General features: G+C 43.2%; 21 protein-coding genes. 11 read left to right on the top strand and 10 right to left on the bottom strand.

Annotation, left to right across the window (positions count from 1 at the left end; translation table 11 throughout):
- The first annotated feature begins 107 nt into the window (after positions 1-107).
- Positions 108-1,079 (top strand): terpene synthase family protein, encoded by a 972-nt coding sequence (locus GO495_RS28150; protein WP_157303288.1) that lies wholly within the window; start codon positions 108-110, stop codon positions 1,077-1,079.
- A gap of 24 nt (positions 1,080-1,103) precedes the next feature.
- On the opposite strand, the gene GO495_RS28145 is transcribed toward GO495_RS28150, so the two are convergent.
- On the bottom strand, positions 1,104-2,903 hold the full coding sequence (locus GO495_RS28145) for an ATP-binding protein (protein WP_157303287.1): 1,800 nt from the start codon (positions 2,901-2,903) through the stop codon (positions 1,104-1,106).
- A gap of 176 nt (positions 2,904-3,079) precedes the next feature.
- The gene (locus GO495_RS28140) at positions 3,080-4,249 is read right to left on the bottom strand and encodes a cytochrome P450 (RefSeq protein ID WP_157303286.1); all 1,170 of its coding nucleotides are present in this window, start codon (positions 4,247-4,249) and stop codon (positions 3,080-3,082) included.
- A gap of 151 nt (positions 4,250-4,400) precedes the next feature.
- Between GO495_RS28140 and GO495_RS28135 the strand changes: the two genes are divergently transcribed.
- Complete coding sequence (locus GO495_RS28135) at positions 4,401-4,757, top strand: toxin-antitoxin system YwqK family antitoxin (RefSeq protein ID WP_157303285.1); 357 nt, start codon at positions 4,401-4,403, stop codon at positions 4,755-4,757.
- On the opposite strand, the gene GO495_RS28130 is transcribed toward GO495_RS28135, so the two are convergent.
- Positions 4,750-5,565, bottom strand: coding sequence for an AraC family transcriptional regulator (locus tag GO495_RS28130; protein ID WP_157303284.1), 816 nt, complete (start codon positions 5,563-5,565; stop codon positions 4,750-4,752). The two genes, GO495_RS28135 and GO495_RS28130, sit on opposite strands and share 8 nt — an antisense overlap.
- Before the next feature lie 73 nt (positions 5,566-5,638).
- Between GO495_RS28130 and GO495_RS28125 the strand changes: the two genes are divergently transcribed.
- Both GO495_RS28125 and GO495_RS28120 read left to right on the top strand, forming a co-directional pair.
- A complete protein-coding gene (locus GO495_RS28125) occupies positions 5,639-6,040 on the top strand; it encodes a DoxX family membrane protein (RefSeq protein WP_157303283.1) in 402 nt (133 codons plus the stop codon).
- Positions 6,037-6,975, top strand: a complete 939-nt coding sequence (locus GO495_RS28120) for a polysaccharide deacetylase family protein (RefSeq protein ID WP_157303282.1) — start codon at positions 6,037-6,039, stop codon at positions 6,973-6,975. Before GO495_RS28125 ends, GO495_RS28120 begins: the two co-directional genes overlap by 4 nt.
- Positions 6,976-7,168: 193 nt before the next feature.
- On the opposite strand, the gene GO495_RS28115 is transcribed toward GO495_RS28120, so the two are convergent.
- A complete protein-coding gene (locus GO495_RS28115; RefSeq protein WP_157303281.1) occupies positions 7,169-8,017 on the bottom strand; it encodes a DUF4349 domain-containing protein in 849 nt (282 codons plus the stop codon).
- 709 nt (positions 8,018-8,726) lie between these two features.
- Here GO495_RS28115 and GO495_RS28110 point away from each other — a divergent pair.
- From GO495_RS28110 to GO495_RS28100, 3 genes are read left to right on the top strand one after another with little or no spacing between them, the layout of a single operon-like run.
- Entirely contained in the window at positions 8,727-9,059 is a 333-nt protein-coding gene (locus GO495_RS28110) for a type II toxin-antitoxin system HigB family toxin (RefSeq protein ID WP_157303280.1), read from the top strand.
- Between the two features lie 23 nt (positions 9,060-9,082).
- The gene (locus tag GO495_RS28105; protein WP_157303279.1) at positions 9,083-9,508 is read left to right on the top strand and encodes a helix-turn-helix domain-containing protein; all 426 of its coding nucleotides are present in this window, start codon (positions 9,083-9,085) and stop codon (positions 9,506-9,508) included.
- On the top strand, positions 9,505-10,035 hold the full coding sequence (locus tag GO495_RS28100) for an NADPH-dependent FMN reductase (protein ID WP_157303278.1): 531 nt from the start codon (positions 9,505-9,507) through the stop codon (positions 10,033-10,035). The genes GO495_RS28105 and GO495_RS28100 overlap by 4 nt, the downstream gene beginning before the upstream one ends.
- 252 nt (positions 10,036-10,287) lie before the next feature.
- Here the strand turns inward: GO495_RS28100 and GO495_RS28095 are convergent, their stop codons facing one another.
- From GO495_RS28095 to GO495_RS28085, 3 genes are all read right to left on the bottom strand, one after another.
- Positions 10,288-11,280, bottom strand: coding sequence for an outer membrane beta-barrel protein (locus GO495_RS28095; RefSeq protein ID WP_157303277.1), 993 nt, complete (start codon positions 11,278-11,280; stop codon positions 10,288-10,290).
- 71 nt (positions 11,281-11,351) lie between these two features.
- Positions 11,352-12,632 carry a BamA/TamA family outer membrane protein gene (locus GO495_RS28090; protein WP_157303276.1) on the bottom strand — a complete coding sequence of 427 codons (1,281 nt, stop codon included), beginning with the start codon at positions 12,630-12,632 and terminating at the stop codon, positions 11,352-11,354.
- A 41-nt stretch (positions 12,633-12,673) separates the two neighbouring features.
- Positions 12,674-12,952 carry an Rdx family protein gene (locus tag GO495_RS28085; protein WP_157303275.1) on the bottom strand — a complete coding sequence of 93 codons (279 nt, stop codon included), beginning with the start codon at positions 12,950-12,952 and terminating at the stop codon, positions 12,674-12,676.
- Positions 12,953-13,152: 200 nt separating this feature from the next.
- On the opposite strand from GO495_RS28085, the gene GO495_RS28080 reads away from it, so the two are divergent.
- Positions 13,153-15,189, top strand: a complete 2,037-nt coding sequence (locus GO495_RS28080) for an ATP-binding protein (protein WP_157303274.1) — start codon at positions 13,153-13,155, stop codon at positions 15,187-15,189.
- A 25-nt stretch (positions 15,190-15,214) separates the two neighbouring features.
- Here the strand turns inward: GO495_RS28080 and ypfJ are convergent, their stop codons facing one another.
- A complete protein-coding gene (ypfJ, locus tag GO495_RS28075; protein WP_157303273.1) occupies positions 15,215-16,066 on the bottom strand; it encodes a KPN_02809 family neutral zinc metallopeptidase in 852 nt (283 codons plus the stop codon).
- A 67-nt stretch (positions 16,067-16,133) separates the two neighbouring features.
- Between ypfJ and fdhD the strand changes: the two genes are divergently transcribed.
- A complete protein-coding gene (fdhD, locus tag GO495_RS28070) occupies positions 16,134-16,937 on the top strand; it encodes a formate dehydrogenase accessory sulfurtransferase FdhD (RefSeq protein ID WP_157303272.1) in 804 nt (267 codons plus the stop codon).
- 2 nt (positions 16,938-16,939) lie between these two features.
- Positions 16,940-19,246: an FdhF/YdeP family oxidoreductase gene (locus GO495_RS28065; protein ID WP_157303271.1), complete on the top strand. Its 2,307-nt coding sequence runs from the start codon at positions 16,940-16,942 to the stop codon at positions 19,244-19,246.
- Here GO495_RS28065 and GO495_RS28060 read toward each other — a convergent pair.
- Positions 19,239-21,110, bottom strand: coding sequence for a BamA/TamA family outer membrane protein (locus GO495_RS28060; protein WP_157303270.1), 1,872 nt, complete (start codon positions 21,108-21,110; stop codon positions 19,239-19,241). The two genes, GO495_RS28065 and GO495_RS28060, sit on opposite strands and share 8 nt — an antisense overlap.
- Positions 21,111-21,315: 205 nt before the next feature.
- On the bottom strand, positions 21,316-22,077 hold the full coding sequence (locus GO495_RS28055; protein WP_170302734.1) for a DUF695 domain-containing protein: 762 nt from the start codon (positions 22,075-22,077) through the stop codon (positions 21,316-21,318).
- 141 nt (positions 22,078-22,218) lie between these two features.
- On the opposite strand from GO495_RS28055, the gene GO495_RS28050 reads away from it, so the two are divergent.
- Positions 22,219-24,687 carry a TonB-dependent receptor gene (locus tag GO495_RS28050; RefSeq protein ID WP_157303268.1) on the top strand — a complete coding sequence of 823 codons (2,469 nt, stop codon included), beginning with the start codon at positions 22,219-22,221 and terminating at the stop codon, positions 24,685-24,687.
- The last annotated feature ends 40 nt before the right edge of the window (positions 24,688-24,727 follow it).

Genomic DNA, 24,727 nt, shown 5'->3' with positions numbered 1-24,727 from the left:
GTATATTCAGCAAGTCTGATGAAATGCAATGAGTAATGATATCCCGGTGAAATCCTATTCTGAGATTTACCACTTCCCTCTATTTCATTACCTCAAAATCATAATGCATGTACACTCAGCAATTGCCTGGCTTGTATAGCCCGTTTCCGTCCACTATTAATCCATTTGTAGAAAAAGCAGACAAACACACTTCGCTTTGGGTGAATAAACATCAGTTAGTACCCTCCGAAGCTGCCTGGGACCATTATCACCAACAGAAATTCACCTGGATGGTAGCGAGAATGTTCCCTAATGCAGATCTGAATGCATTGAGTATTGCAGCAGATCTCAACACCTTATTATTTATACTGGATGATCAGTTTGATGAGCATGATGAAGCCTCCTCGATGATTAAACAACGCGACCAGTTTGAACAACTCGTGACTGCCCTGATCGGCATCATGAAACACAACAAACAGATTTCTTTAGAGAAAGGAGGCCCTGTACTGAGCGCTGTAAGCGATTTCTGGAAGAGAATCCGGAAGCTGGGCACACTGGGATGGCAGGTACGGTTTATTGAAAGTTTGCAGGAAGCATTTGCTGCTAACCTATGGAGGATCGAACATGTTAATCATTTACATCTGCCTTCACTGGAAGAGTACATGAAATGGCGGCCCATTTTCAGCGGGGCGAGTTTCTTTGCTTACTTACTGGAAGCTATTGAGGGTTTCAGGTTACCTGATTACGTATTCCTGGACGCTACGGTGCAGCAACTCATACAACTGTGCAGCAATACTATCTGCTGGGCAAACGATCTCTTCTCTTTCAATAAAGAGTTAGAACAGGGAGATGAAATGAATATTGTGATGCTGATTAAAAACAAGAGGGACTGCAGCTTTGCAGAAGCGATACAGGAAGCGGTAAATATCCATGATAAACAGGTAAGGCAGTTCCGGGAACTGGCAAAACGCCTACCTTCTTTTGGCCCGGAATTGCAACGGTACGTTCATTCGTTATCGGTGATGATGCGGGGGAATATTGACTGGAGTACCAAAGATACGGCAAGATACCATTTTACATTACTTGAAGAAATTGTGTAAGAAATGGTCGCTCACCCCTGGTCCTCAGGGGTGAGTAATTCGTTGTTTTATATATTTGGTGAGTGTGGAATGCAATGCTTTGAATTCTATTGGTTTGATCATATATTCATTAGCACCGGCTTTTAACAGTTCATCACTAGCCTCTTTAAACGGATCTCCGCTGGCAACGATTACAGGGATATCCTTCAACAGGGCATCTTCACGAATGCAGGCAAGGGTTTCTTTTCCACTCATGCCCGGAATGTGGGAATCCAGTATAATGACATCCGGTCTGGAGGCTTTAGCCAGTAATAATCCTTCCAATCCGTCTTCTGCCAGCATTACCTTGCTTCCCAGTCCGCAGAGGAACCTGGACAATACCAACTGGCTCATCTTATCATCTTCTATAATTAATATGGTTGTATCACAGAGATTGACAAATTGTTCCGCCCTGATATCAGGATCGCTTTCTGTTGATTTGCCTGCTTTAATTAATGGAAGGATGACGGTGAATGTGCTGCCTTTTCCGATGATGCTGGATACTTCAATTTGGCCCTGTAAAGATTCTACCAGTTTCTGAGTGATATGTAGTCCCAGGCCGGTACCTTCCAGGAAGATATTTCTTTCTGTTACGAATGCATCGAAAATGGTACGGAGTTTATCTTCGGGGATACCTGCTCCCTGGTCTGTGACCTGTATATACCATTTTTTATTGCTGGAGAAAATCCTTAAAGTAACATGGCTGTCCTGTGTAGTAAATTTTATTGCATTAGAGAGTAAATTATTGAGTGTTTTGGAGAGTAGTACTTTATCGGCATTCAGTTGTTCAGGCATCTCATCATCAACAGAGAATTTTATTCTTACATTTTTTACGATAGCAACATACTGGTGCATGTTGACGGTTTCTTCTATCCAGTCCCTTATATTAAAAACAGATGGTTGTGGTTTATCCTGTTTTCCTGCTTCTATTTTTGAAAATTCCAGGATATTATTGATAATTTCTTTTGTGTTATAGCTGGCAGCGTATAAATGATCTGCGAGAAAACGGATAGAGGCGAGGGACTTATTTTGTTCCACCTTTAGTTGCAGTAACTGACTGATACCAAAGATTGCGTTCAAGGGAGTGCGGATTTCATGACTGGTTTCACGAACGAAAATGCTTTTGGCATCTGTTGCTTTTTCCAGTTGTGCTGTGAGGTTTAATAGTTCTGTGTTATATTCTTTTGCCAGGCGTAATTTATTCTCTACGTGTTCCAGCTCGTTTTTCCTTAGCCTGTCAATGTTTTTTACATAGTAATAAATAACCATCAGGTCCAGGCCAAGAATGCTTGGAATGGTGACCCATCTTATTACAAACTGTGCAGTTGAATGATCGTCCGCAGATACGAGCAGGCGGGGCACATAACCGTTGTAAATGTTTATTTCGCCAGCCAGGAAACAGGCAACAGTAATACCGATGCTGATAATCCTAAGGCGTTTATTATCAAAGATCAGCATAGATAATCCGACAAGGAATATGAACAGCAGATGCACTTCTGTTACTCTTCCCAGGACGGCGCTATAATACTGAATGGTGAGATTATTGATTAAGATAGTGCCGATACTGGCAGCGGAAAACCAACCTTCTTTATTAACATAGATCATCGACAACAACAGAATGGCCTCTACAATTGCCGGTAAATAAATCAATACTCCTCCCATCAGAAAATAGCAACCCAGGCCAAATGCAATTGACATAAGCGCAGTAGTGAGGCAGACTAGGTTCACTGTGCGTATCGTACGCTGTTTGTTCTCATCCAACACATTACTGCAGCCAGAAGTAATGATAAGTTGTAGTAGGTTCATGCCCGGATAATTTACATATATGGAACATATAATCAGAGCAAGTTCCCAGTTTGCCAAGTATAGTTCCTTTTGTGTTCCCTTATTTCAGATAATGCTATGCAAGCAACGCTTCCTGGATCAGATGATGGGGTCTTGATTATACTTGCAATTTAAAATATTGTATAGTTCTGTATTAATTAAGCTCGTTTCTTATCAAATGTAATGTACATATCCTGAAATCCTGCCACAATTGTGCTAACATTCGGAACAGGAGGCATACCAGCGCTAAACCTGATATTTTCCATGTGTCCGAAGATGACCTCAAAAGCGATCCTTGCTTCTGTTCTGGCCAGCATTGCTCCAATACAATAGTGCGCACCGTGTCCGAAGCTAAGGGCCCTGCCACTATCCCGTTTCATGTTGAACATTTCCGGATCTCTGAATATTTCCGGGTCTCTGTTGGCTGCGGACAGCCATACATTTACCATATCACCTTTCTTAATGTGTTGTCCTCCCAGTTCTACATCTTTACGTACGATACGGCACATGGTCTTTACGGGTGGCTGAAAGCGCAGTACTTCATTCAATGCATCCGGGATATCGTTTATATTACTGTTTAAATGCGATTGAACGTCAGGCATACCTGCGAAGGTATACATGGCGTTGGCAAGGAAACCATTTGTTGTTTCATTTCCGGCAATCAGCAGTGCGATGCAAAATGCAAGGGTATCTTCAGTACTGAGTCTTTCCCCGTCAATTTCAGCTTGTAACAGGTGTGTAATGAGGTCGTCCTGAGGCGTCTGCCTTCTTTCTTCCAGCAATGTCATAAAAAGTCGCCCCATTTCCTGTTGTGCCTGAAAAAATGCATCCATTTCTATTTCTGCCGGATCGCTGGCGATAGCATTGATCCATGCGTTTACCTGGTCGTGGTCCTGGTTAGGCACACCCAGTAAATGAGCGGTGACTTTGCCAGGAAGCGGTATGGAAAAGTCCTTTACAAAATTCATTTCTCCGGCATCTAGCCAGGGATCTATCAGTTCATAACAAAGCCTGTAGATCCAGGCTTCGAGCCTGGCCACCATGGAAGGGGCGAAGGCTTTTGTCACCAAAGCGCGTAATTGTTTATGGCGTGGCGGATCCGTTTGATTTAAATTACTTCCCAGCAGGTTGTCTGCTGATTTTGGCATGTACTCGTTGGAAAATACTTCATAGTCACTCAGTACACGTTGTGCATCTCTATAACGAAATATCTGCCAGGCTCCCTTCGCTCCAAAATAAAATCTGAAATCAGGATCATAATGTACAGGGTTGTCCATTTGCAATTTCTGATACCAGGTTGAGGGTGATAATAACGTAGAAGGAATCATAAACAGTTGTATAGTTATCTTGCATCTTAGTAATAACACACGCTGATGCAAAATAGTTCAATCGGCGAAGGATTTTGTTAATACCCGGTTAATGATTAAATTTTCTCTATTTGAAAAATAGTTAATAGATTGGTCGTGATAAAAACACGGTATGCAATTCCAATTAGTCGCCTTTTCGTTATTCCTTGCCAGTCTGTATGCATGTAACAGTTCTGCACATCATAATAAAGATCCTTATTCATTAGAGGACACTGTTAACTATAAACTCACCCAGACACAGCAGGGGGGAGGCGGTGTTTTCTTTAAAACGGAAACATATGTGAACACAGATGATACCGCATATTCATATGTTAAGGTATATAGTTATACGAAAAAAGTTGCTGCTGTACAGTTTTATAAAGGCGGGAAAAAACATGGGCCGACGATTACCTATAATGAAAACGGAACTCCGCAACTGGGGACTTACTACAGGAATGACACGGTGATTGATATGCATCCTTTTAAGTAAGGCTTTTTCTATAGGCAGAAGGACTGGTACCTTTATATTTTTTAAAGATCCGGTTTAAATGGCTTTCGTCTGTAAATCCCAGTTCTGAAGCAATTTCACCTATACGTAATTCACTGTATTGCAAACGGGCTTCTACCAGCTTCAGTTTGTAATTGGTGATGTATTGCTGTAATCCTTCTCCATTATTTCTTTTAAAATATTCACTCAGATAATTGGGCGCGATGTTGAAATGAGCAGCGATTTGCTCTGCTCTTATCATATCGGGGGCATAAATATTCTCATGGATATAGTGCAGGATACTCATGTCATTTTTGACAGGTAATCCTGTTTGTGTAAGGATGTTCCTGGCCACTACTGTAATAATGGTATTTACGATCTGTTGTACCAGTTCTTTGTTATATACCTGCTGGTTTACCTGCTCTCTGATAATTGCTTCTACCAAAGATTTTACAAGGGGTTTATCGTTCTTATTTTTTAATATACAACCGGGCAGGTGGTTATTATGCTGAAAAATAAACTCCATTTTCTTTATCCATTCTTTGCTTTGGTTTTTCAGATAGATATTATTAAACCGGATAAAGAAAAATTTCGTGACTGTTTTTACTTCAAAGGAGTGGCAGTCCTGCGGCATTAGCAGGAAAAGTTTTTCTGCAGCATAAGGCAGCTTGTTATCATTTACACATTGTATTCCGTCTCCTTCAATAATGTACACCATCTCGAAGAAGTTGTGCTTATGTGGCTCTATAGGGCACTCTGTTAGCTCTCTGTATTCTACCTCAAAAGGCTGGTATAAGTTCTCCAGTAACATCCCGTAAATGTACTGAATAATCCAAAGATTGTACAAGAACCGGCAGGCTAAAAAGTCTGAAATTTGATGCATTATGATAAACAACATTACAACATTTCTGATACTGCGCCTGGCTATTGGCGCCAGCATGTTTGGTCATGGCCTGGTACGTTTACCTAAGCTGGCTAAGTTCAGCGCCTGGATGACCGGAAGCTTTGAGAAGTCTATGATCCCAACGGCGCTGGTGGAGCCCTTTAGTTATGCATTGCCCGTGGCGGAGTTCCTGATAGGCCTGCTGCTTATTCTGGGTTTGTTTACCCGCGTTTCTCTTATTGGAGGAGGCGTGGTGATGATCCTTCTGATCTTTGGAACGGCTATGATCGAGAATTGGGATGCGATCCCTTCCCAACTGATTCACGCCGCATTTTTTGCGGTATTACTTAACTATGTGGGTACTTATAATGGGTATTCACTTGATAAACTGATTGGTAAATGACAACAAGAAAAGAGTTTCTTAAAACGGCGGGATTACTGGGAATGGCAGGGATCGTAAGCCCCGTGATTGCAGGAACGGTTAAAGAGCGTCCATCTGCTGCGTCTACTTCATGGGCAGATGGATCCAGGCTGGTGGTCAGCGTTTCTATGCAGTTTGAAGCCGGAGGACAGCCACAGAATGCAGAGAGCCCTTTCCCTCAGAATATGGTGAAAGGGTTTAAAGATTTTCCGGCAGAAACCTGGTATCAATACGGGTATAAGGAAGGTATTCCACGTATGCTTGATAACTGGGATAAACTGGGAATTAAAGTGACTTCCCATATGGTGGGTTCTGCGGTCCTTAAAAATCCTGCGCTGGCGAAAGAGATTGTTCAACGGGGGCATGAGGCAGCGGCGCATGGGAGAGACTGGGCCACCCAGTATACGATGAGTTATGAGGAGGAGAGAAAGTTTATTAAAGATGGGGTAGATGCCGTGAAAGATATAACCGGGGTTACGCCGGTCGGTTTTAACGCCAACTGGTTGAGACGTGGTGAGAATACACTAAAGATTTTACAGGAGCTGGGGTTTATTTATCATATTGATGACCTTAGCAGGGATGAGCCGTTTATCATACAGGTGAATGAAAAAGATTTTGCCGTAGTACCATATACGTTACGATGTAATGATATTCAACTGGTGGCCGGGCAATGGTTTTCTACAGATCAGTTCCTGAACCAGGTGAAGATGGAGTTTGATCAGTTGTATGAGGAGTCTGCGCATAAGCGCAGAATGATGTCTGTGAGTTTCCATGATCGTATTGGAGGTTCACCTCAGATGGTAAAGGCGACCAATGAATTGTTCCGTTATATCAAACAACATCCCGGAGTTGTGTTTAGAAGGAAAGATGAAATTGCAAGGATGGCGTTAAGTGATAAAAATACTATCCGGGAATAATTTAAAAGCATCTGATACATCTTCGATATGTTTGCGGTAAAACATAACAGGCTTCATCAGGCCCCCGTGTTTGTAGCAACAATCTATCTTCTACATAACAGACTCCGTCAGGAGTCTCCTGAAATTACTAATGTCAGGGGACTCCGGACGGAGTCTGTTAGCATATACTAATATTTTTGACAACCTGCCTGAATCATACAGACAGTTTCCTATAGCCAAACCATCCGCCGGCCAGCAGCAGCAGGAATGGCCACAGCTGAAGGATGAATAGTAAAACGTTTTTAAAGATATCTACACCGTTACGCAGGGCGGTGAGTAATTCTGTACCAAATCCGGCACGGATGGCACGGTCAGGGTTTACGATTACCTGTACGTCTGCTAATTGCGACTGGAATAATTGTACGGAGAATGTAGCGTAATTCACGTCATCCAGGATAGCCATGTTAACGATCTTACGGTCGATTATATTCTCTTTTTTCCTGTCTTCATAAGCGATAATGTCCAGTGGTTTTTTCTTGGTAACAACCGGTGGTGTGGTTTCTTCCACATTTCCCTGCTCGTTGTTCTTTAATGCATTTGAGAGATAGTCCAGGGTTTTATCCTGGCTTTTTAGCGTACGGTAGTCTATGAATGAAGCCATAGCAGTGAGGGATTCCACGACGGAATCCAGTTTGGCCGCAGGTACGCGTAAGGTAAGGTTGGCGGTGGGTGAGTAGAGCTGAATACGTTTTAAGGAATCTGCGGAGTAAGGGATTTCTTTGCTTACGCCAAAATCGTTTTGCATAGTACTCTCTACTATAACGCCGTCTATGCTGGTTACGATGTGTTCCAGGGTCGATGCAGCGCGGAACACGTTGTTCACACGGCAACGTACGTCCGCAGTTCGTACGCGTTTCCTGGAGGGGGAATTCAGCGTGGTGATTTCATTTGAAAATGTAGTGGAATCAGCTGTTGCCGTTTGTTCATGAAAGGTGGATGATGGTGAACAGGCAAAGAGAGTCAGGGCCGGTATTATTACCAGCAAACATGGTGAAGGGCGCATTGTGTGTTGTTTATATTTTATACTGGGAATATGGGAAAGGTAACCCGGTAGTGAATGTTAAAAAAAATACAACGAGGGAGTGTGGTCATATTAAAAAGGATCTTAGTTATTGGTTAGTTATTCCCCGAATATCCTATCTAACATAAGGTCATCGAAGTGGTAAGGTTGTGCTAAAGGAGTACTTGGTTATTGGGTAGTTAACGTAAAGATATTCCCCGAATACTCTATCTAACATAAGGTCATCGAAGTGGTAAGGTTGTGCTAAAGGAGTACTTGGTTATTGGGTAGTTAATTGGGTAGTTAATTGGGTAGTTAATGCAAGGATATTCCCCGAATATTCTATTTAACATAATATAAATTATAAGAAGAAAAGGAAAGGGGAAAGACAGGCTGGTGGAAGGTTTAGATTAGGAGTATTTGAAGCTGCGTGGGTTTATACCTTTGATCTTTAAGGTACGAATATGTGATTGAAATGACACAGCAGTTAGTCAATTTTCTATACAGTATAAACCCGGGCTCCTATAAAATCTTTAGTGTAATTCTCACCACGTTTCAACCAGTTGGCGTTAAAACCGAAAGGCATTCTGTCCTGCAATCAAAATGAATAAAATGAACAGCACATTATTAGGTATAAAAAAATAATTTGGCGGTGTTTAAGAAAAAAAAATTGTTCTCTATTTGAGAACTCAAAAAGTTAACCTATCTTTGTATGAGAATTCATTTGGTAAAAAAACAGAGCATAGAATTGTTTGTAAATTTACACCCGGGCAGCCGTAGTTCTTTCACAGAATGGCTGGAGAAAATTAAATTCGCAAACTGGGAAAATACGACAGACATCAGGCATACATTCAGAAGCGCCGATTTATTAGGGAATGGCTCAAACAGAGTAATTTTTGATGTGGGCGGTAATCATTACAGGATGATATGTAAATATGCGTTTGGAGAAACAGAGGTCCATTTATTTGTGTGCTGGATTGGTACGCATGCAGCGTACGATGAATTATGTAAGAGTAAACGACAATATTCTATAAGTATTTATTAATGGCAAAAAATAATTTATTGGTTATGGAAGGCTTAAAATATAAGGTTATCAAAAGTAAAAGTCAGTATAAATTATACTGCAAAGTTCTCGAAGAGCTTGTGGATACTACGCCTAAAAGCAGTGGCATAAAAGATGAAATTGATCTGCTCACTTTACTCATAGAAAAATGGGATGAGGAACATAATACTTTTATGGAGCTTGATCCTATAGAACTCCTGCAATCCTTAATGCACGAACATGGTTTAAATGCTACGGCGGTGGCGGGTATTCTCGACGTCAGCAAGGGTTATCTTTCTGATATCCTTCACTACAAAAAAGGATTATCCAAAGATGTGATCCGTGTATTGGCCGGTCATTTCAAAGTTTCCCAGGAAGCTTTTAACCGGCCGTACGAGTTGGATCAACCGGTTGCTGCCAATAAAAAAAAAGTAAATAATCTGGCGGCATGATCAAACATATACTGGCAATTTCAGGAAGCCTCAGGAATACGTCTTCTAATACCAATATTTTAAAAGCCTGTGCAGCGCTGGCGCCGGATGGTGTGAAAATTACGCTGTATGAAGGCTTGGACAAACTGCCGTATTTTAGTCCCGAGCTGGATGGTGAAGGCGCTGTACCTGTAGTGGCAGTGCAGGATCTCAGGGAGCAATTGAAGAAAGCGGATGCCGTTATTTTTTGCACGCCGGAATATGCTTTTGGGGTGCCGGGCGTTTTGAAGAATGCACTGGATTGGATTGTTTCTTCAGGGGAGTTTTATGATAAGCCAACGGCCGTTATCAGCGCCTCTCCCCTTGCGACTGGCGGTGATAAAGCGAATGCCTCGCTTGTGCAAACACTGACTGTCATGTCTGCCATTATTAAAGAAGAAAATAAACTGCCGATTCCTGTTGTTCGTACGAAGATGGATGCAGCAGGGAATATCATTGATAAAGAACTGGAAACTGCCCTGGTACAGGTGATCCGTTCATTAGTATAAAATTGATATACACATAACAGGCTCCGTCAGCCTCGTGTTTGTAGCAAACAGATAGAACAACAAAACACGGACTCCGTCAGGAGTCCCCCTATAGCTGCTAATATCAGGGGACTTCTGACGGAGTCTATTATGTAGAAGATAAATTGTTGCTACAAAAACGGGGCTCCTGACGGAGCTTATTATGTTTTGCTGCAAACATATCAAAAATGTATTAGCTATTTTTGAGACAGTCTTTTCTTACGCGCAGCGATATTAAAAGTGCCAGCGTAAACCTGCGTTTGCTCCTAAACCACCAATATTGATATAAGATTTAAGATCGTTGGATGGCTGATCGTCGTGTTTGTAGGTAACTTTCGCACCGGTTTGACTAACAGGTGTATTGGAACTCTGATCCAAAGTGGTTACGTATTTCGTGTGGCTTTCAGCAGTGGAAAGATCTCCCAGGCCACGGTGTTGCGTAGCAACTACAGCGCCTGTAGAAGGATTGATCACTTTGGTGTTTTCATCGTAAGCCTTTACTTCTTTTTCCTTACTCTTTACAGGAATGTTACGGTACTCTGCTTCAACAAAAATGTCAAGCTTATGAGAGACCGGGAAAGCTACGCCCACGGCACCCTGAAATCCAATTGTAATGTTTGGTTTCACCTGTTCTTCACGATGGATGGTTGTTTGAGTAAGCAGTGTTTGTCCGCCTAAAACAGTAGAACCACTCTGGCTGGCGTCTGTTTCGATGTTCAGCCGGCCCCATAATGGAACAACTAAACCAATGCGTACATACGGGTTTACTTTTTCAAAGCCGGGAGAAATAATGAAACCTGGTGCAAAGTCTACAGCATTTACGTAACCATGAGATTCGATTTTTCCCAGTACTGTGCTGCTGCCAGCCAATGTAGTCACTTCCCTTGTCATCAGGTTTTTCTTACTGTGATAGTAGTTGAAAGTAGCTTCTACGGCCATGTACTTGTTGAGATTCCATCCAAAGGAGAGTCCTCCCCTGCCGCCGGCCCCATAAGAACCTGTGAGTACTTTCTCGGAAATTACAGTAGTGGTACCGTCTGTCGAACTGTATTGTTTTTGTTCGTCATGCGGTTCGTAAGGGCCTACTTTGGGAAACTGACCAGGAAATACACTGAAGTAATATCCGCCCGCTACTTTGAGATAAAATTTAGAGTTTTTTTTCTGGGCTGTAGCAGTGTGTATAGCCACTGCGAAAAACAACGTACATAAGAGGGTTATGCGTTTCATACTTGGAATTTATCGGGTTAAAACTAAGCTGTGATTGAAGTTAACAAATACTGACGATACGGTCAAAAAGATTAAAATGCCTCAGCAAGCGATAGATAAAGCCCTGATTGTCTTTGTTCTCCGGCTCGTTTTTCACCCCAGCCATAGTCTATACGAATAGTCAGCCGGGCACTTTCATCGTAGAACCAGCGGATACCCAAACCATAATCCGGTTTAAAGTGGGATAAGCCGATATCGTGGTTGTTGAATACAGCTCCGGTGCCACCAAATGCAGCCAGTGCAAATTTGGGTTGCATGTGAACGAACCAGATATTGATGGGGATATGAGGATCAAGGAAATAGCGGTATTCTGCCTGTAAAGCCAGGTAATTCTGATCGCGGTAACGACCTGTGTAATAGCCACGCATCATCAGATCGTTGCCCATTTCGGGTAAAAGGTAGAAAGGTAATGTTTTGCCCTGCAGGGAGTTAAAAACTCCGTTTAAGCCCAGGGTGCTGTTGCGGGATAAGGGGATGAAATGCCGCGCCTGTGCATCCAGCTTCCAGAGTTGCTGTTTGCTGAGGAATGAAGGAGCATACGCGATATTTAAACGCATCCAGGTGCCACGGGTAGTGTAATTCTGATTATCCCTGTTATCGAAGATACCGGTGGCTCCTATGAAGGTTACATAGCCGCCGTCCTTATCGGTGAGTGGTAATCCGGGGTAAATACCCTTGATCTCTCTGGCCCTGTAGTCGTCTTTTTGGTACTGAAGCAGCAGTCCGGCGTAGAAGTGACCGTCAATACGGTGCTCCGCCTCCAGTTGTACTTTGTAGCGGATATTATCGACTAATGTTCCATTCGATTTATGTGTAGTATCTCCGATTCCGTAAAAATAGATCGGGAAATCGTGGTAACGCAGGTTGCTTTTGAAGTGCCAGTTGTTACCGTCTGTCCAGATATCAGTTTTAAGATCGATCTTATACTGGTTTTTTGTGGTGATACTGGGTATAAGATTGATCGTAGAGTTGCGTAATTCAGAATTTTTGCCTGTGTAGAAAGAATAGAGCATAGCTGCACCCACTTCCAGTCCTTTCTCCTGAGAATAGCCTAATACCGGTAACGGGAAAAAACTGCGCTTATGTATGGGCGTATCTATTGTTACCGGAATCCCTTTAACAGTACAAATAAACATTGCAGGAAATATATCTGTGTCGGCGTTCTGAAAGACAACTGTCTTTTCCGGGGATGAATAGCCCGCTGTTTTTAGTGTTTGCACCGGTCCTTTAGGAAAGGCGATAGTCGTATCCTGGGCTTTCAGCCCAGAGCTAATGATTACTAATATAACCGTAACAGATATAATTCTTTGCATTCTCATCGGGATGCAAAGAAACAACTTTTATGCCTTTAAAATTATTTTCTGTCAGAATGTCCCAGGCTTTTCCCAGGATTTACTTTGTCCCTTACCAGCTGTTTCAATTCCTTTATCTCCGGAAAATGACCGGCATCTTTGCGGTTAAACAGGATTTCTCCGTCTACATAAATAATATAACTCCCTCCAATTTCACTTGGTTGTAAAGATACACTCCGGATATCATCTGCAAAAGTTGTCAGTAGCTCCTGTGCCATCCATGCTGCGCGCATCAGCCAACCGCATTTGGGGCAATATTCTATGGTAACTGTAGGTTTCATAATGTAATAGTACAAAATTTTGGAAGACCAGCTTATTTTAAGGCTTAACACACAAGAATGTTTTCTCTATGTAACTTACTGTGGTACAATGTTTGAATAGATATGTTCAAATTTCAAAAAATTGCATCTGTTTTTTTCATATTTTTATCGCTGCATTCAGGTAGCCCTAAATGAACGCTTCGTCAACAACTTGACTTTCTATGCAGATAGTCCGATTTAGAGTACACCCCTTTTTTTACATGGTCATCCTGTGTGGATTACCATCCATGCTCCTTGCGCAGTCAGGTAGCACGGATAGTTTGCTGCATGCCATAGACAGGCATCCGCAAAGAGATACAGACCTTGTAATACTGCTGAACAAGGTGGGGAGACTGTATTTTACAAAGGACCCTGTGCTCACAGAAAAGTATGGGAGAGAAGCCATTCATATCAGCGATAGCCTCGGATATACATCCGGTGCTATGTGGGGTAAACGCAATATGGCACTAGCAGAAAACAGTCGCGGTAACCTGGACAAACAGATGGATTTTACCACCGATGCACTGAAACTGGCAGAACAACTAAATGATATTCACGCAACTAGTGTGCTGAACGCAGACATTGGCAATATATTCATAGAACAGAGCAAGCCCGAACTCGCACTACCTTATCAGAAAAAAGCATTATACCTTAAACAATCTCTACGCGATCAGGCGGAAGTGGCCCGCTCATTGAACAGTATCGGCTCTTGTTACCTGCTGCTGCATAAACCGGATTCTGCCTTGTTTTTCCTGTATGAATCTGAAAAAATAAAGCTATCGCTCAATGATCATAAAGGACTGGCCTTTACTTATGAGAATATTGGTCATATTTTATATGACAAGGGACAATACCGGGAAGCACTCCGGTATTATGAAATTTCTGAGAAATATTACCGGGAATCTGATAATCTGCCAGGGCTTACCAAAGCGTACCTGAATCTGGGCAGGGTAAATACCGCCTTAAGAAAATATACGGATGCTGCCCGGAATCTCAGCGATGCTGCCAAACTGAATGAGCATTTACAGAATGCCAAGAACACCATGATCTATTATAAATACCAGGCGTCCTTAGACTCTGCGCGAGGTAATTATATTGCGGCCATGTCCAGCTACAAAGAGTTCTCCAGGCTGAGTGAGCAGTATTTTAATGTGGAGAAGACGAAGTTCATCGCCAGTACAAAAGAGAAGTATGAATCTGAGAAGAAACAACGTGAAAATGAGATGTTAAAGAAAGAACAGCTTTTACATCTTTCTACCATCAAAATACAGCAGAAGTTTGTGATCTTCAGTATCATGTTATTCTTTGTACTGTCTGTGATTACAAGTATTCTTTTTCGTATGTACAGACGTCAGCAGGACTTATATCTTCAGTTAAATAACCGTAATAAAAGAGTACAGCAGCAGAACCTGATTATCCTGGAACAGAATGTAGCACTGGAAAGTGCGAGTCAGGTGAAGGATAAAATATTTTCTGTTATTTCACATGATCTCCGTTCCCCGCTGGCGATATTGGAAGGCATGTTGTTTTTACTGAGAGATGATAAAATGTCTTCTCAGCAATTCAGGTTCTTCGTAGATGAATTATGGAGGGACATGAAGAATACTTCGTCCATGATGGATAACCTGTTACAATGGGCCAGCAGTCAGATGAAAGGCATGAGGGTGAATGCAGATGATTTTGATATTACCGCTGTTTTAAACAGGGAATTTGAACTGTTGTTATCACTGGCAAAACAAAAGAACATTTCACTTACGCATCAGCTGTCTCATGCTATTATGGTGTATGGAGATCCTGATATGATAAGGCTTGTATTGCGTAATCTGATCAGTAATGCTATCAAGTTTACACCAGCTCTTGGTAATATCAATATCCGTTACCTGATGTTATCTGAAAAGATAGAACTGATCGTAGAAGATAATGGCATAGGCATTGCAGAAGCGGACCAACCTAAAGTATTATCTAACATTTATTATTCTACAGGAGGGACACAGAATGAGAAGGGTTGCGGATTAGGACTGCCTTTATCCAAAGATTTCATAGAGCGGAATGAAGGTGAGATCTGGTTCGATAGCCAGGTAGGCAAAGGAACGAGTTTCCATTTTACCTTACCATTATCCGAAGAAGAAAATAATACGAGAAGAGGATATATGTTTACAATTACGACTGATCAACTTAAAAATATAACGCAGGAATCTGTGGTAAATGAAAAAAGCTGACCCGAATGAGTCAGCTTTTTTTTATTCATAATTCTGATGAGTTGAATGTATCTCCGTCTTTAATATCTCCACTTTCAAATCCTTTCTTGAACCAGTGCATACGTTGTGCAGAAGTTCCATGTGTAAAGGCATCCGGTACAACATATCCCTGGGCAGCTTTCTGCAGTTTATCGTCCCCTACTGCACTGGCAGCGTTTAGTGCTTCTTCGATATCTCCCTCTTCCAGGATGTTCTGCATTTTTTGTGCGTGATGTGCCCACACTCCTGCCAGAAAATCGGCCTGTAATTCCAGTTTCACGGACAGCTTGTTATATTCTTCTTCGCTCAGACGCGAACGCATGGCATCCATCTTTTTGGTAATGCCCAGGAGGTTCTGCACATGATGCCCCACTTCGTGAGCGATTACATATGCCATCGCAAAATCGCCTACCACCTGGAACCGTTGTTCCATTTCGTTAAAGAAGGAAAGATCAAGGTATATTTTTTCGTCTGCAGGGCAATAGAATGGTCCCATTGCTGCCTGGGCAGAGCCACAACCGGATTGGTCCACATCGCTGTAGATCACCATCCCGGGGTCCTGATAATGCTTATGCATGTCGTTAAAGAGCTTTGTCCAGACATCTTCTGTATCGGCGAGTACTGTGGAAGCAAAACGCGCATTTTCATCACTACTGGCTGTTACTTTCTCAGATTGGGTAGTGCCGCCACTCCCCTGCTGTACCTGTTGCAGTACCTGCTGGGGATTCCGGTTAAACAACAGGGCCAGTACGACGATGATAATACCGCCTATACCTCCCCCCACACCTAAAGTTCGCATACCACCGCCACCACGGCGGTCTTCTACATTATCGCTTAATCTACGGTCATTCCAGCGCATATATGAGGTTTTTTATTTGTGCCTAATGTACTGAAAATTTGATGCCATTCTTTACGTAACTTTAACTATGCTAAATCCGGCCATTTCCTACACACGTATAACAAGAGTACAGGATACACTTGTTACTGATACAGAAGATGCCCTTGCCGCGGAAGAACCGCTGGAAATCAGACTGGTACATGGGGGGCAGCAACAAAGCATTACTGTGACCATGCGTACTCCCGGACAGGATCAGGAACTGGCTGCCGGGTTCCTTTTTACAGAAGGAGTTATTTCGTCTGTGGATGATATTGCGGAGATCAATTATGCGGATAATATTGCAACAGTTACGCTACAGAAAAACGTAATGCCTGTTCTACAGCCTGCCCAACGGAATTTCTTTGCGAATTCAGGTTGCGGGGTGTGCGGGAAAACGGAGATCACAGCTATTTATGCACCAGTACAGGTAGCGGCAACAACTATACAGTGCCGGGCATCCTTGCTGGTGAAGTTACCCGGGCTCCTGCGCAAGCAACAGGCCGTGTTTGAAGATACCGGCGGATTACATGCGTCTGCCCTGTTTGATAATGAGGGGAATTTATTGATTATGCGCGAAGATATTGGCAGGCATAATGCGGTGGATAAATTAGTGGGAACTGCCATGCAGGAAAAACTTTTCCCATTGCATAACTATATATTATTACTGAGTGGCCGTGCAGGATTTGAGCTGATACAAAAGGCTGCTATGGCCGGGATAAAAATAATTGCAGCGGTGGGCGCACCATCCAGTATGGCGGTGAAAATGGCCCATGAATGGGATATTACACTGATAGGATTTTTACGCCTGCAACGATTTAATATTTATACAGGAGAAGAAAGAATAACCGTTTAATCATGGCAACTGCATCAATTGTTCCCAACGCGGAGAACCCGGAAAAATTTACAGGAGATGTAAAGATCGGAAAACCTAAAACTACGGCTGCCGGGATACCGGCAGTGATATTCAGTGCCAGACATATCCTGGAAGAAATGAACGCTGCGCGTGGATTAAAGGCACTCCTTAAACTAAATCAAAAAGACGGATTTGATTGCCCGGGTTGTGCATGGCCTGATCCTGACGATGAACGCTCTTCTATTGCGGAATACTGTGAGAACGGCGCCAAGGCGGTGGCCGAAGAGGCTACCAGTAAAAAGCTGACGGCTTCTTTCTTTGCGGAAAATAGTGTGGCTGATCTGGCCGGATTAACAGATTATGAAATAGGGAAAAAAGGAAGAGTGGCAGAACCGGTTTATCTGCCGGAAGGCGCTACTCATTATCAGCCTATCAGTTGGGATAAAGCTTTTAAAAAGATCGCGCGTCATCTGAATGCATTGTCTTCTCCTAATGAAGCTATTTTCTATACTTCGGGAAGGACCAGCAACGAGGCTGCTTATCTGTACCAGTTGTTTGTACGGGAATATGGTACGAATAACATGCCCGATTGCTCCAATATGTGCCATGAATCCAGTGGTGTGGCCCTGGGAGAATCCCTGGGGATCGGGAAAGGTTCCGTGACGCTAGACGATTTTTATATGGCAGAGGTGATCATTATCCTGGGACAAAACCCCGGTACCAATCACCCCCGTATGCTGACCGCCTTACAGAAAGCAAAAGCTAAAGGCGCTACTATCATTGCGGTTAATCCATTACATGAAACGGGATTGCTCAATTTCCTGAACCCGCAAACAGTAAAAGGATTCCTCAATATTAAAACTCATCTTACCGATATTTTCCTGCAGGTAAAGATCAATGGTGATCTTGCACTGATAAAGGCGTTGACGTTACTGTTGTTACAGGAAGAAGATAAACATCCCGGGACTGTCTTCGATGCGGAATTTATCGCTGCTGATACATTGGGGTATGCTGAATATATTACGCATTTAAGACAACAGGACCTTTCACAATTAGCCATTGATTGTGGTGTTCCGCTGGAACAAATAGAACTGGCGGCAAAGGCCATCATACATAAAAAGAAGATCATTGCCTGCTGGGCGATGGGCCTTACCCAGCATAAAAATGCAGTGGACACTATTAAAGAAGTGGTGAACCTGCTGCTGCTGAAAGGCAGTATCGGTAAACCCGGAGCAGGTACCTGCCCGGTACGCGGGCATAGTAATGTACAGGGCGACCGTACCGTGGGGATCTTCGAGAAGCCTTCCGAACAATTATTGAATGCTATTCAGAAAGTATATGGATTTGATCCGCCAAGGGAGCATGGGTTTGATACAGTATCTGCAATCAAAGCTATGCGGGATGGAAAGGGTAAAGTGTTCTTTGCGATGGGCGGAAATTTCCTTTCTGCCACTCCGGATACGGAAGTGACCGCACAGGCCCTGCGTAACTGTGATCTGACGATACATGTGTCTACTAAACTGAACCGCAGTCATTTAGTGCATGGTAAAGAGGCGATTATCCTGCCCTGTTTCGGGCGTAGTGATGAGGATATAATTAATGGAGAAAAACAGTTTGTTACCTGCGAGAATTCCATGGGTGTGATACAGATGTCCAGGGGTAATCTGAAACCGGTGTCCGGACACTTGTTAAGTGAGCCAACCATTGTATGCAGGCTGGCGCAGGCAACTCTGGGAAGTAAATCCCGCGTGAACTGGGAAAGGTATAGTCAGCATTATGATCATATCCGGGAAGATATAGAAAAGGTGATTCCGGGATTTAACAATTATAACGAAAGAGTAAGGCGTCCAGGTGGTTTTTACCTGCCGAATGGCGCCAGGGAAGGACGCTTTGAGACCCAAACCAGGAAGGCACATTTTAATGTGGCGGATGTAACAACACAACAACTGGCCCCAGATGAGTGTATGATGATGACGATCAGAAGCCATGATCAGTTTAATACCACTATCTATGGGCTGGATGACCGTTACCGGGGGATTTACCAGGAAAGAAGGGTTATCCTCATGAATATAAAAGATATTCTTGCTGCTGGTTTACAACCGGGTGATATCGTGGATTTGTACAATGAGTTTGGCGGAACCGAACGGGTAGTCCATAAATTCATCGTGGTGGAATATAATATCCCTGAAAAATGTACGGCTACCTATTTCCCGGAAACAAATGCACTGGTGCCTTTGAATAGTGTAGCAGATAAAAGTAATACGCCCACGTCCAAACTTGTGATCCTGAAGATTAAGAAATCTACCTGAAATTGAGGAACGCGGGAGCTCTTAAGGCGTAGATATCAAAACGGAAATCGACTATGGTAGTGATTTCCAGGAAGAACGGTTTCATCGGAACGGGTGGGTTCGGGTAATAGTTACCGGAAACCTTGATGGTATTAATGGCCAGGTTCTCATTCTTTACCCTGAAACCAAACCCGATACCGGTATAGATCGGGTTCTTTAAGATATTATTACTCTTGGAGGTGAGCTGAGAAGCCTGCACCGAAGTAAAGAAGTTGAATTTAAAGCCCAGTATTTTCAGCGGACTGTAGTACACTGTTTCTGATCTCACGTTCAGGCGTTGGTAACCGTTCATCAGGGTCCCGCGGTATCCCCATACACCATTTTCATTATTCGCATCCAGTGGACGATAGAGGTATGGATTGACGTTGCCCAGATAATCTATAGAGGTAAACTGGCGGAACATATTTTTCCTGATCCTGAACAGGCGGCTGTAATATTCCACTTTTGCATGGATCACAGGGTCTTCTGCCACATTATCCAGCCAGAAAGTACCTACGCCAACACTCCCATTGATGATCCCCTGTAAGCGGGTAGTCCAGAATTTTTGCGCTTCAATACCAGTATAAGCCCTTCGCCGGTGGTTCCAGGCCTGCCATCCCGCTGAAATGGACGCGGAATACCCCAACGGAATATCCTCTGTTCTGCCAAAACCAAAGAAATGATGTGTTTTGAAGAAGTCCTGTTTGAAAACGATGGCTTCCGCCAGGTAAAAACGACGGTCGTTGTACACCGGGTTTAACTTAAACATTTCCTGTTTCGGTGGTTCGGTAAAGAACAGGTTATTATGCCGGACAAGGAATGCGAGGTTTGGCCTGCGGGAACCATTCCTGTCATCCTGTTTCAGGAAGTTATAACCACCCCATACATCGATGACCTGGTAGCGGTAATCGCGGTAAAAGGTATCCGTTCTGCCGAAGTTATTGATGGAATAATGCTGGGATAAATCTATTCCCCCAACCCAGTTGGCTTCAGTCCTGTATAAAGGACGGTTCAGGCTGATGTAATAGGCCCCCTCATATACACCGGAGTCCAGAGGGTTATAATTATTAAGGGCCGTATACCCTGCGCTGAAATCTATAAAGGTCCCAAGTGCATTGTATTTTGTATACCTGATCTCTGTTCCCCAGGGAGGGTTGTAGGAATCATGCCAGGCGGCCCCTATCCTTAGCCCCTGCCCCGCACCGAACAGGTTATTATTGGTAACGGATGTCCTTAAGGCTGTAGGTGTTGCCTCTGAAAGGTCAAAACCGTATTCGAATATATCCTTGGTCACCACCAGCAGGTCTACCGAATCCGGAGAAACGGCAGCATTGATGATATACAAACGGGCATCTGACAGGAAAGGCCGGTTACGCAGGTAACGCTCGTTATCCGACATTTCAAAAGGATTGATGGTGTCGTTCTGCCGGAAGAACAGGGATTGCCGGATTACCCACTCTTCCGAGTTGTAATGCAGGCGATTGGCGAAATGCACCAGTTTCATGGTGGTGGTAAAGGTGGTATCGCGGATGTTATCCGGACCGAACACATTTACTTTGCGGTAATATATATCACGGATCACCCTTCCGGAGAAAGGTGTAAAGTATTTTTCACTTTTATTGATGACGCTGTCGCTGAGTTCCGGTTCGGGAACGTTCTGACGGGTTACTTTACGGATAACAGAATCGCGGTATTGCTTGTTCCGCATGGAGTTGCGATATTCTCCCATACGTTTTAACCAGCTTTTTGAAACTTGTTTAGAGGGCACACTATCAGGGTATTGTATATCCTGCCGGAAACAGCTGTATATAGACAAACCTTCCCCCATTGCAGTATGGGACAGCATTATCAGGCAACAGTAAACTACAAAACCAGGTAATATTTTAAAACACGTTCCCACTCTTTCCGGTAGCTAATAAGATGGCTGTATGCTTACATACGTAAAGCATACATAACAGTTGTAACAGTTCGTATGTAATCTAAAAAAAATTAATGAATCATCACTGGCAATTTCCCCTCTATAATGTTAAACAACTCATAAAACAGTTTAATTATTGTGCTACAATTACGGTTTCCCATCCATCATAACGTGCGTTCATTTCACGGGCCAGCTCCCACAAGTACATGACTGTTATATCGATACTATCTTCGTCTGTTTTATCATTCCTCGAAATCTGCAATCCGAAGGGCAGTTCACTATCCTTTTCCAGCGGCCAGCCTTCTACTGTAAATCTCTGGGACCGGATCGTTTTCCAATACTGCTCCCTGTCGGCTTCTGTGCTGAAGAAGATCCAGTGATCGATATGCCGTTCTTTTTCAGGGATATCCCCGTGTTGTTTCAGCGTACGCAACACTTTACGGTTCTGTATGCGCTGGAATTCCTGGATATCCGGAAAGAGGAAGTCGAAGTACAGTTCCCAGTTTTTATCTTCTTTTACGCCATAATCATATTTATACCCCGGAAAGCGGGTCATGGCATCCGTGATAAATTTATCGTGGAGTAAGGGATCGGCGGTATAAAAGTAGAAATCGCGTACACCGGCGGAGATGGTCCGGCCGGCAAAGTGGGCGTGTAAGGTTAATTCCAGCTGTTGTACCAGGTGGTCCTCTATCTCCCCTAATATTTCAAACTCTGTTCCTTTGGGAAAACCGTCAGGCCGCGGATCATTCAGGTATACAGAAATGTGTACCGCAAATGGCTTATTATTCAGAGGAGCGAAACGCCGTAAGTCAAGATCCAGCCCAATAATAGCCGGGTTGTCCTCTATGTGACAGGTATAAATGTCCCAGTCCGGTCGGTAGTCGTTTGGCATAAAGCATTGATTCGGAAAATAACAGAGCTTGCAAAGATACAGAACCCGTGCCGCCATTCATCCAAAAGTCGTGTTTTCTTTTTCCAATTACTATTACTTTTAATACCGTTACAGGCTCACTTTAGAAAAGTATTTTGAATCATGCAGAAAGTTGTCACTTTATGTTTGGGAATGACATTATCATTCTTTTTTCACTCCTATGCCCAGCAATCAGGGTCTAAACCGGCGGAGACCGGCGTCCTATACGGAAAACTGGTGGATGCACAAACCAATACTCCGGTAGAATATGCGTCCGTATCTATATTACGTTCCGCTGACTCAACTACACTTACAGGGATGTTATCTAAAACAAACGGGGATTTTAACTTCCCTGAGATCGCCTTTGGAAAGTACCTGGTGAAAGTAAACTTCATAGGATATGAAACCGTTTATAAAACAGTTAGCCTCAATGCTAAAGCGAACAGTATTGATGTTGGTAATATCAAACTGAAGGCAAATGTAAGGTCGCTGGCCGGAGTGGAAATTGTGGGAGAGAAACCTGCTTATACCATGGCTATTGACAAACGTGTCTTTAATGTAGAGAAGAGCCTGTCGAGTATTGGCGGTACTGCTACTGATGTACTGAAACAGGTGCCATCTGTGAGTGTGGACATAGACGGGAATGTGAGTGTACGGAATGGTACACCTACTATATTTGTAGATGGCCGTCCTACCACGCTTACACTGGATCAGATCCCTGCAGATGCTATTGCCAATATAGAGGTGGTGACCAATCCTTCTGCGAAATATGATGCGGAAGGTGTGAGCGGTATCCTTAATATCGTACTGAAAAAGAACAGGAAAGCGGGGATTAACGGACAGGTAACTGCAGGTGTTTCTACCCTGGGTGGAGTAAATGGCGGTCTGGACCTGAACGTTCGTCGCGAGAAATATGCCGTTTCCCTGAGCTGGAATATGAGGAACCGCAAGGGCGCTACCAATTCACATTTGTTCCGTAAGAATATTGGTACGGATACGACCACCTACCTGGACCAGTATAATAATGGAGATAATACGAGGAAGTTCCAGTTTGGACGTGTGGGGTTTGACTGGTTTGCTGACAACCGGAATACCATCAGTATTTCCCAGGGGATCATGGGCGGAGATTTTAATGATTACAGTGATCTCACCTTATATAATTTAAACGAGCAACAGCAGCAGGTACGTTTTGGTACGGGTATAGATAATGGTACACATAGCTGGCGCAACTATACTACCCAGATGGGTTACAAACATACTTTTGCCAAACAGGGGCATGAGCTGACCGCTGATTTCACTTATAACTATGCTACCAGTAAAGATGGTTCTAACTATGATCTTCAGTATTATACGATGGACCATGTGGCCATTGATACACCTAATCAACCGGAGAACCGTTATGGTGCTGGTAAGGGAAATACGACTTACCTGACCGGCCAGATTGATTATGTGAACCCTCTTTCAGAGACGTCTAAACTGGAAGCGGGCTTACGTACTACCAGCCGTATTTTCAATAATAAGCTGAATACGATGGGGAAAGATTTCTCTTCCGGTAATTATGTTTTAGACTCCTCTCTTTCCAATGATTATCATTATCGTGAAACGATCAATGCAGCTTATGTAAGTTATACCGGTAGTGCGGGTAGCTTTGGGTACATGGCGGGTTTACGTGCGGAACAGTCTAACTATAACGGAGAGATGAAAAGTATCGGTAAAAACAATTACGAAATAAAATACCCTATCAGCTTGTTTCCCAGCTTATTCCTTTCTCAGAAGTTTAAAGGAGATCATGAGGTGCAGTTGAATTATAGCCGTCGTGTAAGACGTCCGTGGTTCAGAGATCTGCTGCCAGATCTGCAATATAGTGCGCAGAGCGCGAGCCGTGGTAATCCGGCACTTCGTCCGGAGTATACAAACTCTTTTGAGATGAGTTATCTGAAGGATTTTAATAAGAAGCATAATGTTTTAGTATCTCTTTATTACAGGAATACGAATAATGCGATTACTGATTTCTCTACGGATACAGTACTGACGATTAATGGGCAGTCTCAGAAAGTGGTGCTGACTTACCCTGTAAATGCGGATACACGGAATGCTTATGGGGCCGAGTTTACCGTGCGTGATCAGATCACAAGTTACTGGGATGTAACGACTAACCTCAACCTGTTTCAAACTAAGATCAATGCGGGAAATTTACAGACTAATTTATCTAACCAGGGATTTGCCTGGTTTGGTAAGATCAACAGTAATACTAAACTGCCGTATAATTTAAGTTTGCAGGTGACAGGGAATTATGAATCGAAGCAGATATTGCCACAGGGAGAAAGAGCTTCCAAGTATACGGTGGATATGGCGGTGAGGAAGGAATTTTTAAAGAAACGTACGTTGGCTGTATCCCTGGGATTGAATGATATATTTAATACAGACAGGACCCTTTCTTATACCACTACGGATTTGTCTGATCAGGAGTATTACAGGAAAAGAGCGAGTCGTGAGCTGAGATTGAATATGTCATGGAGGTTCGGGAAGATGGATGCAGCGAAGAAGAATAAGAAGAAAGAGGATCAGCCAGAGAATAACAATGATATCTAGGGATATTACGGGAAATAAAAAAACACTATATAATAAATGC

Source organism: Chitinophaga oryziterrae (genome assembly GCF_009758125.1).
In the GTDB taxonomy this organism is placed as follows: domain Bacteria; phylum Bacteroidota; class Bacteroidia; order Chitinophagales; family Chitinophagaceae; genus Chitinophaga; species Chitinophaga oryziterrae.
This window is presented reverse-complemented; position numbering and strand designations above follow the sequence as displayed.

Bases quoted from the DNA above. Each gene is read 5' to 3' on its own strand.
- GO495_RS28125 (WP_157303283.1), top strand. From the start codon at position 5,639: ATGATAAACAACATTACAACATTTCTGATACTGCGCCTGGCTATTGGC.
- GO495_RS28055 (WP_170302734.1), bottom strand. From the start codon at position 22,077: ATGCCAAACGACTACCGACCGGACTGGGACATTTATACCTGTCACATA.
- GO495_RS28080 (WP_157303274.1), top strand. From the start codon at position 13,153: ATGCAGATAGTCCGATTTAGAGTACACCCCTTTTTTTACATGGTCATC.
- GO495_RS28135 (WP_157303285.1), top strand. From the start codon at position 4,401: ATGCAATTCCAATTAGTCGCCTTTTCGTTATTCCTTGCCAGTCTGTAT.
- GO495_RS28100 (WP_157303278.1), top strand. From the start codon at position 9,505: ATGATCAAACATATACTGGCAATTTCAGGAAGCCTCAGGAATACGTCT.
- GO495_RS28150 (WP_157303288.1), top strand. From the start codon at position 108: ATGTACACTCAGCAATTGCCTGGCTTGTATAGCCCGTTTCCGTCCACT.
- GO495_RS28090 (WP_157303276.1), bottom strand. From the start codon at position 12,632: ATGCAAAGAATTATATCTGTTACGGTTATATTAGTAATCATTAGCTCT.
- GO495_RS28115 (WP_157303281.1), bottom strand. From the start codon at position 8,017: ATGCGCCCTTCACCATGTTTGCTGGTAATAATACCGGCCCTGACTCTC.
- GO495_RS28095 (WP_157303277.1), bottom strand. From the start codon at position 11,280: ATGAAACGCATAACCCTCTTATGTACGTTGTTTTTCGCAGTGGCTATA.
- GO495_RS28140 (WP_157303286.1), bottom strand. From the start codon at position 4,249: ATGATTCCTTCTACGTTATTATCACCCTCAACCTGGTATCAGAAATTG.
- GO495_RS28130 (WP_157303284.1), bottom strand. From the start codon at position 5,565: ATGTTACTGGAGAACTTATACCAGCCTTTTGAGGTAGAATACAGAGAG.
- GO495_RS28065 (WP_157303271.1), top strand. From the start codon at position 16,940: ATGGCAACTGCATCAATTGTTCCCAACGCGGAGAACCCGGAAAAATTT.
- GO495_RS28050 (WP_157303268.1), top strand. From the start codon at position 22,219: ATGCAGAAAGTTGTCACTTTATGTTTGGGAATGACATTATCATTCTTT.
- GO495_RS28105 (WP_157303279.1), top strand. From the start codon at position 9,083: ATGGAAGGCTTAAAATATAAGGTTATCAAAAGTAAAAGTCAGTATAAA.
- GO495_RS28120 (WP_157303282.1), top strand. From the start codon at position 6,037: ATGACAACAAGAAAAGAGTTTCTTAAAACGGCGGGATTACTGGGAATG.
- GO495_RS28110 (WP_157303280.1), top strand. From the start codon at position 8,727: ATGAGAATTCATTTGGTAAAAAAACAGAGCATAGAATTGTTTGTAAAT.
- GO495_RS28145 (WP_157303287.1), bottom strand. From the start codon at position 2,903: ATGAACCTACTACAACTTATCATTACTTCTGGCTGCAGTAATGTGTTG.
- GO495_RS28060 (WP_157303270.1), bottom strand. From the start codon at position 21,110: ATGCTGTCCCATACTGCAATGGGGGAAGGTTTGTCTATATACAGCTGT.
- GO495_RS28085 (WP_157303275.1), bottom strand. From the start codon at position 12,952: ATGAAACCTACAGTTACCATAGAATATTGCCCCAAATGCGGTTGGCTG.
- fdhD (WP_157303272.1), top strand. From the start codon at position 16,134: ATGCTAAATCCGGCCATTTCCTACACACGTATAACAAGAGTACAGGAT.
- ypfJ (WP_157303273.1), bottom strand. From the start codon at position 16,066: ATGCGCTGGAATGACCGTAGATTAAGCGATAATGTAGAAGACCGCCGT.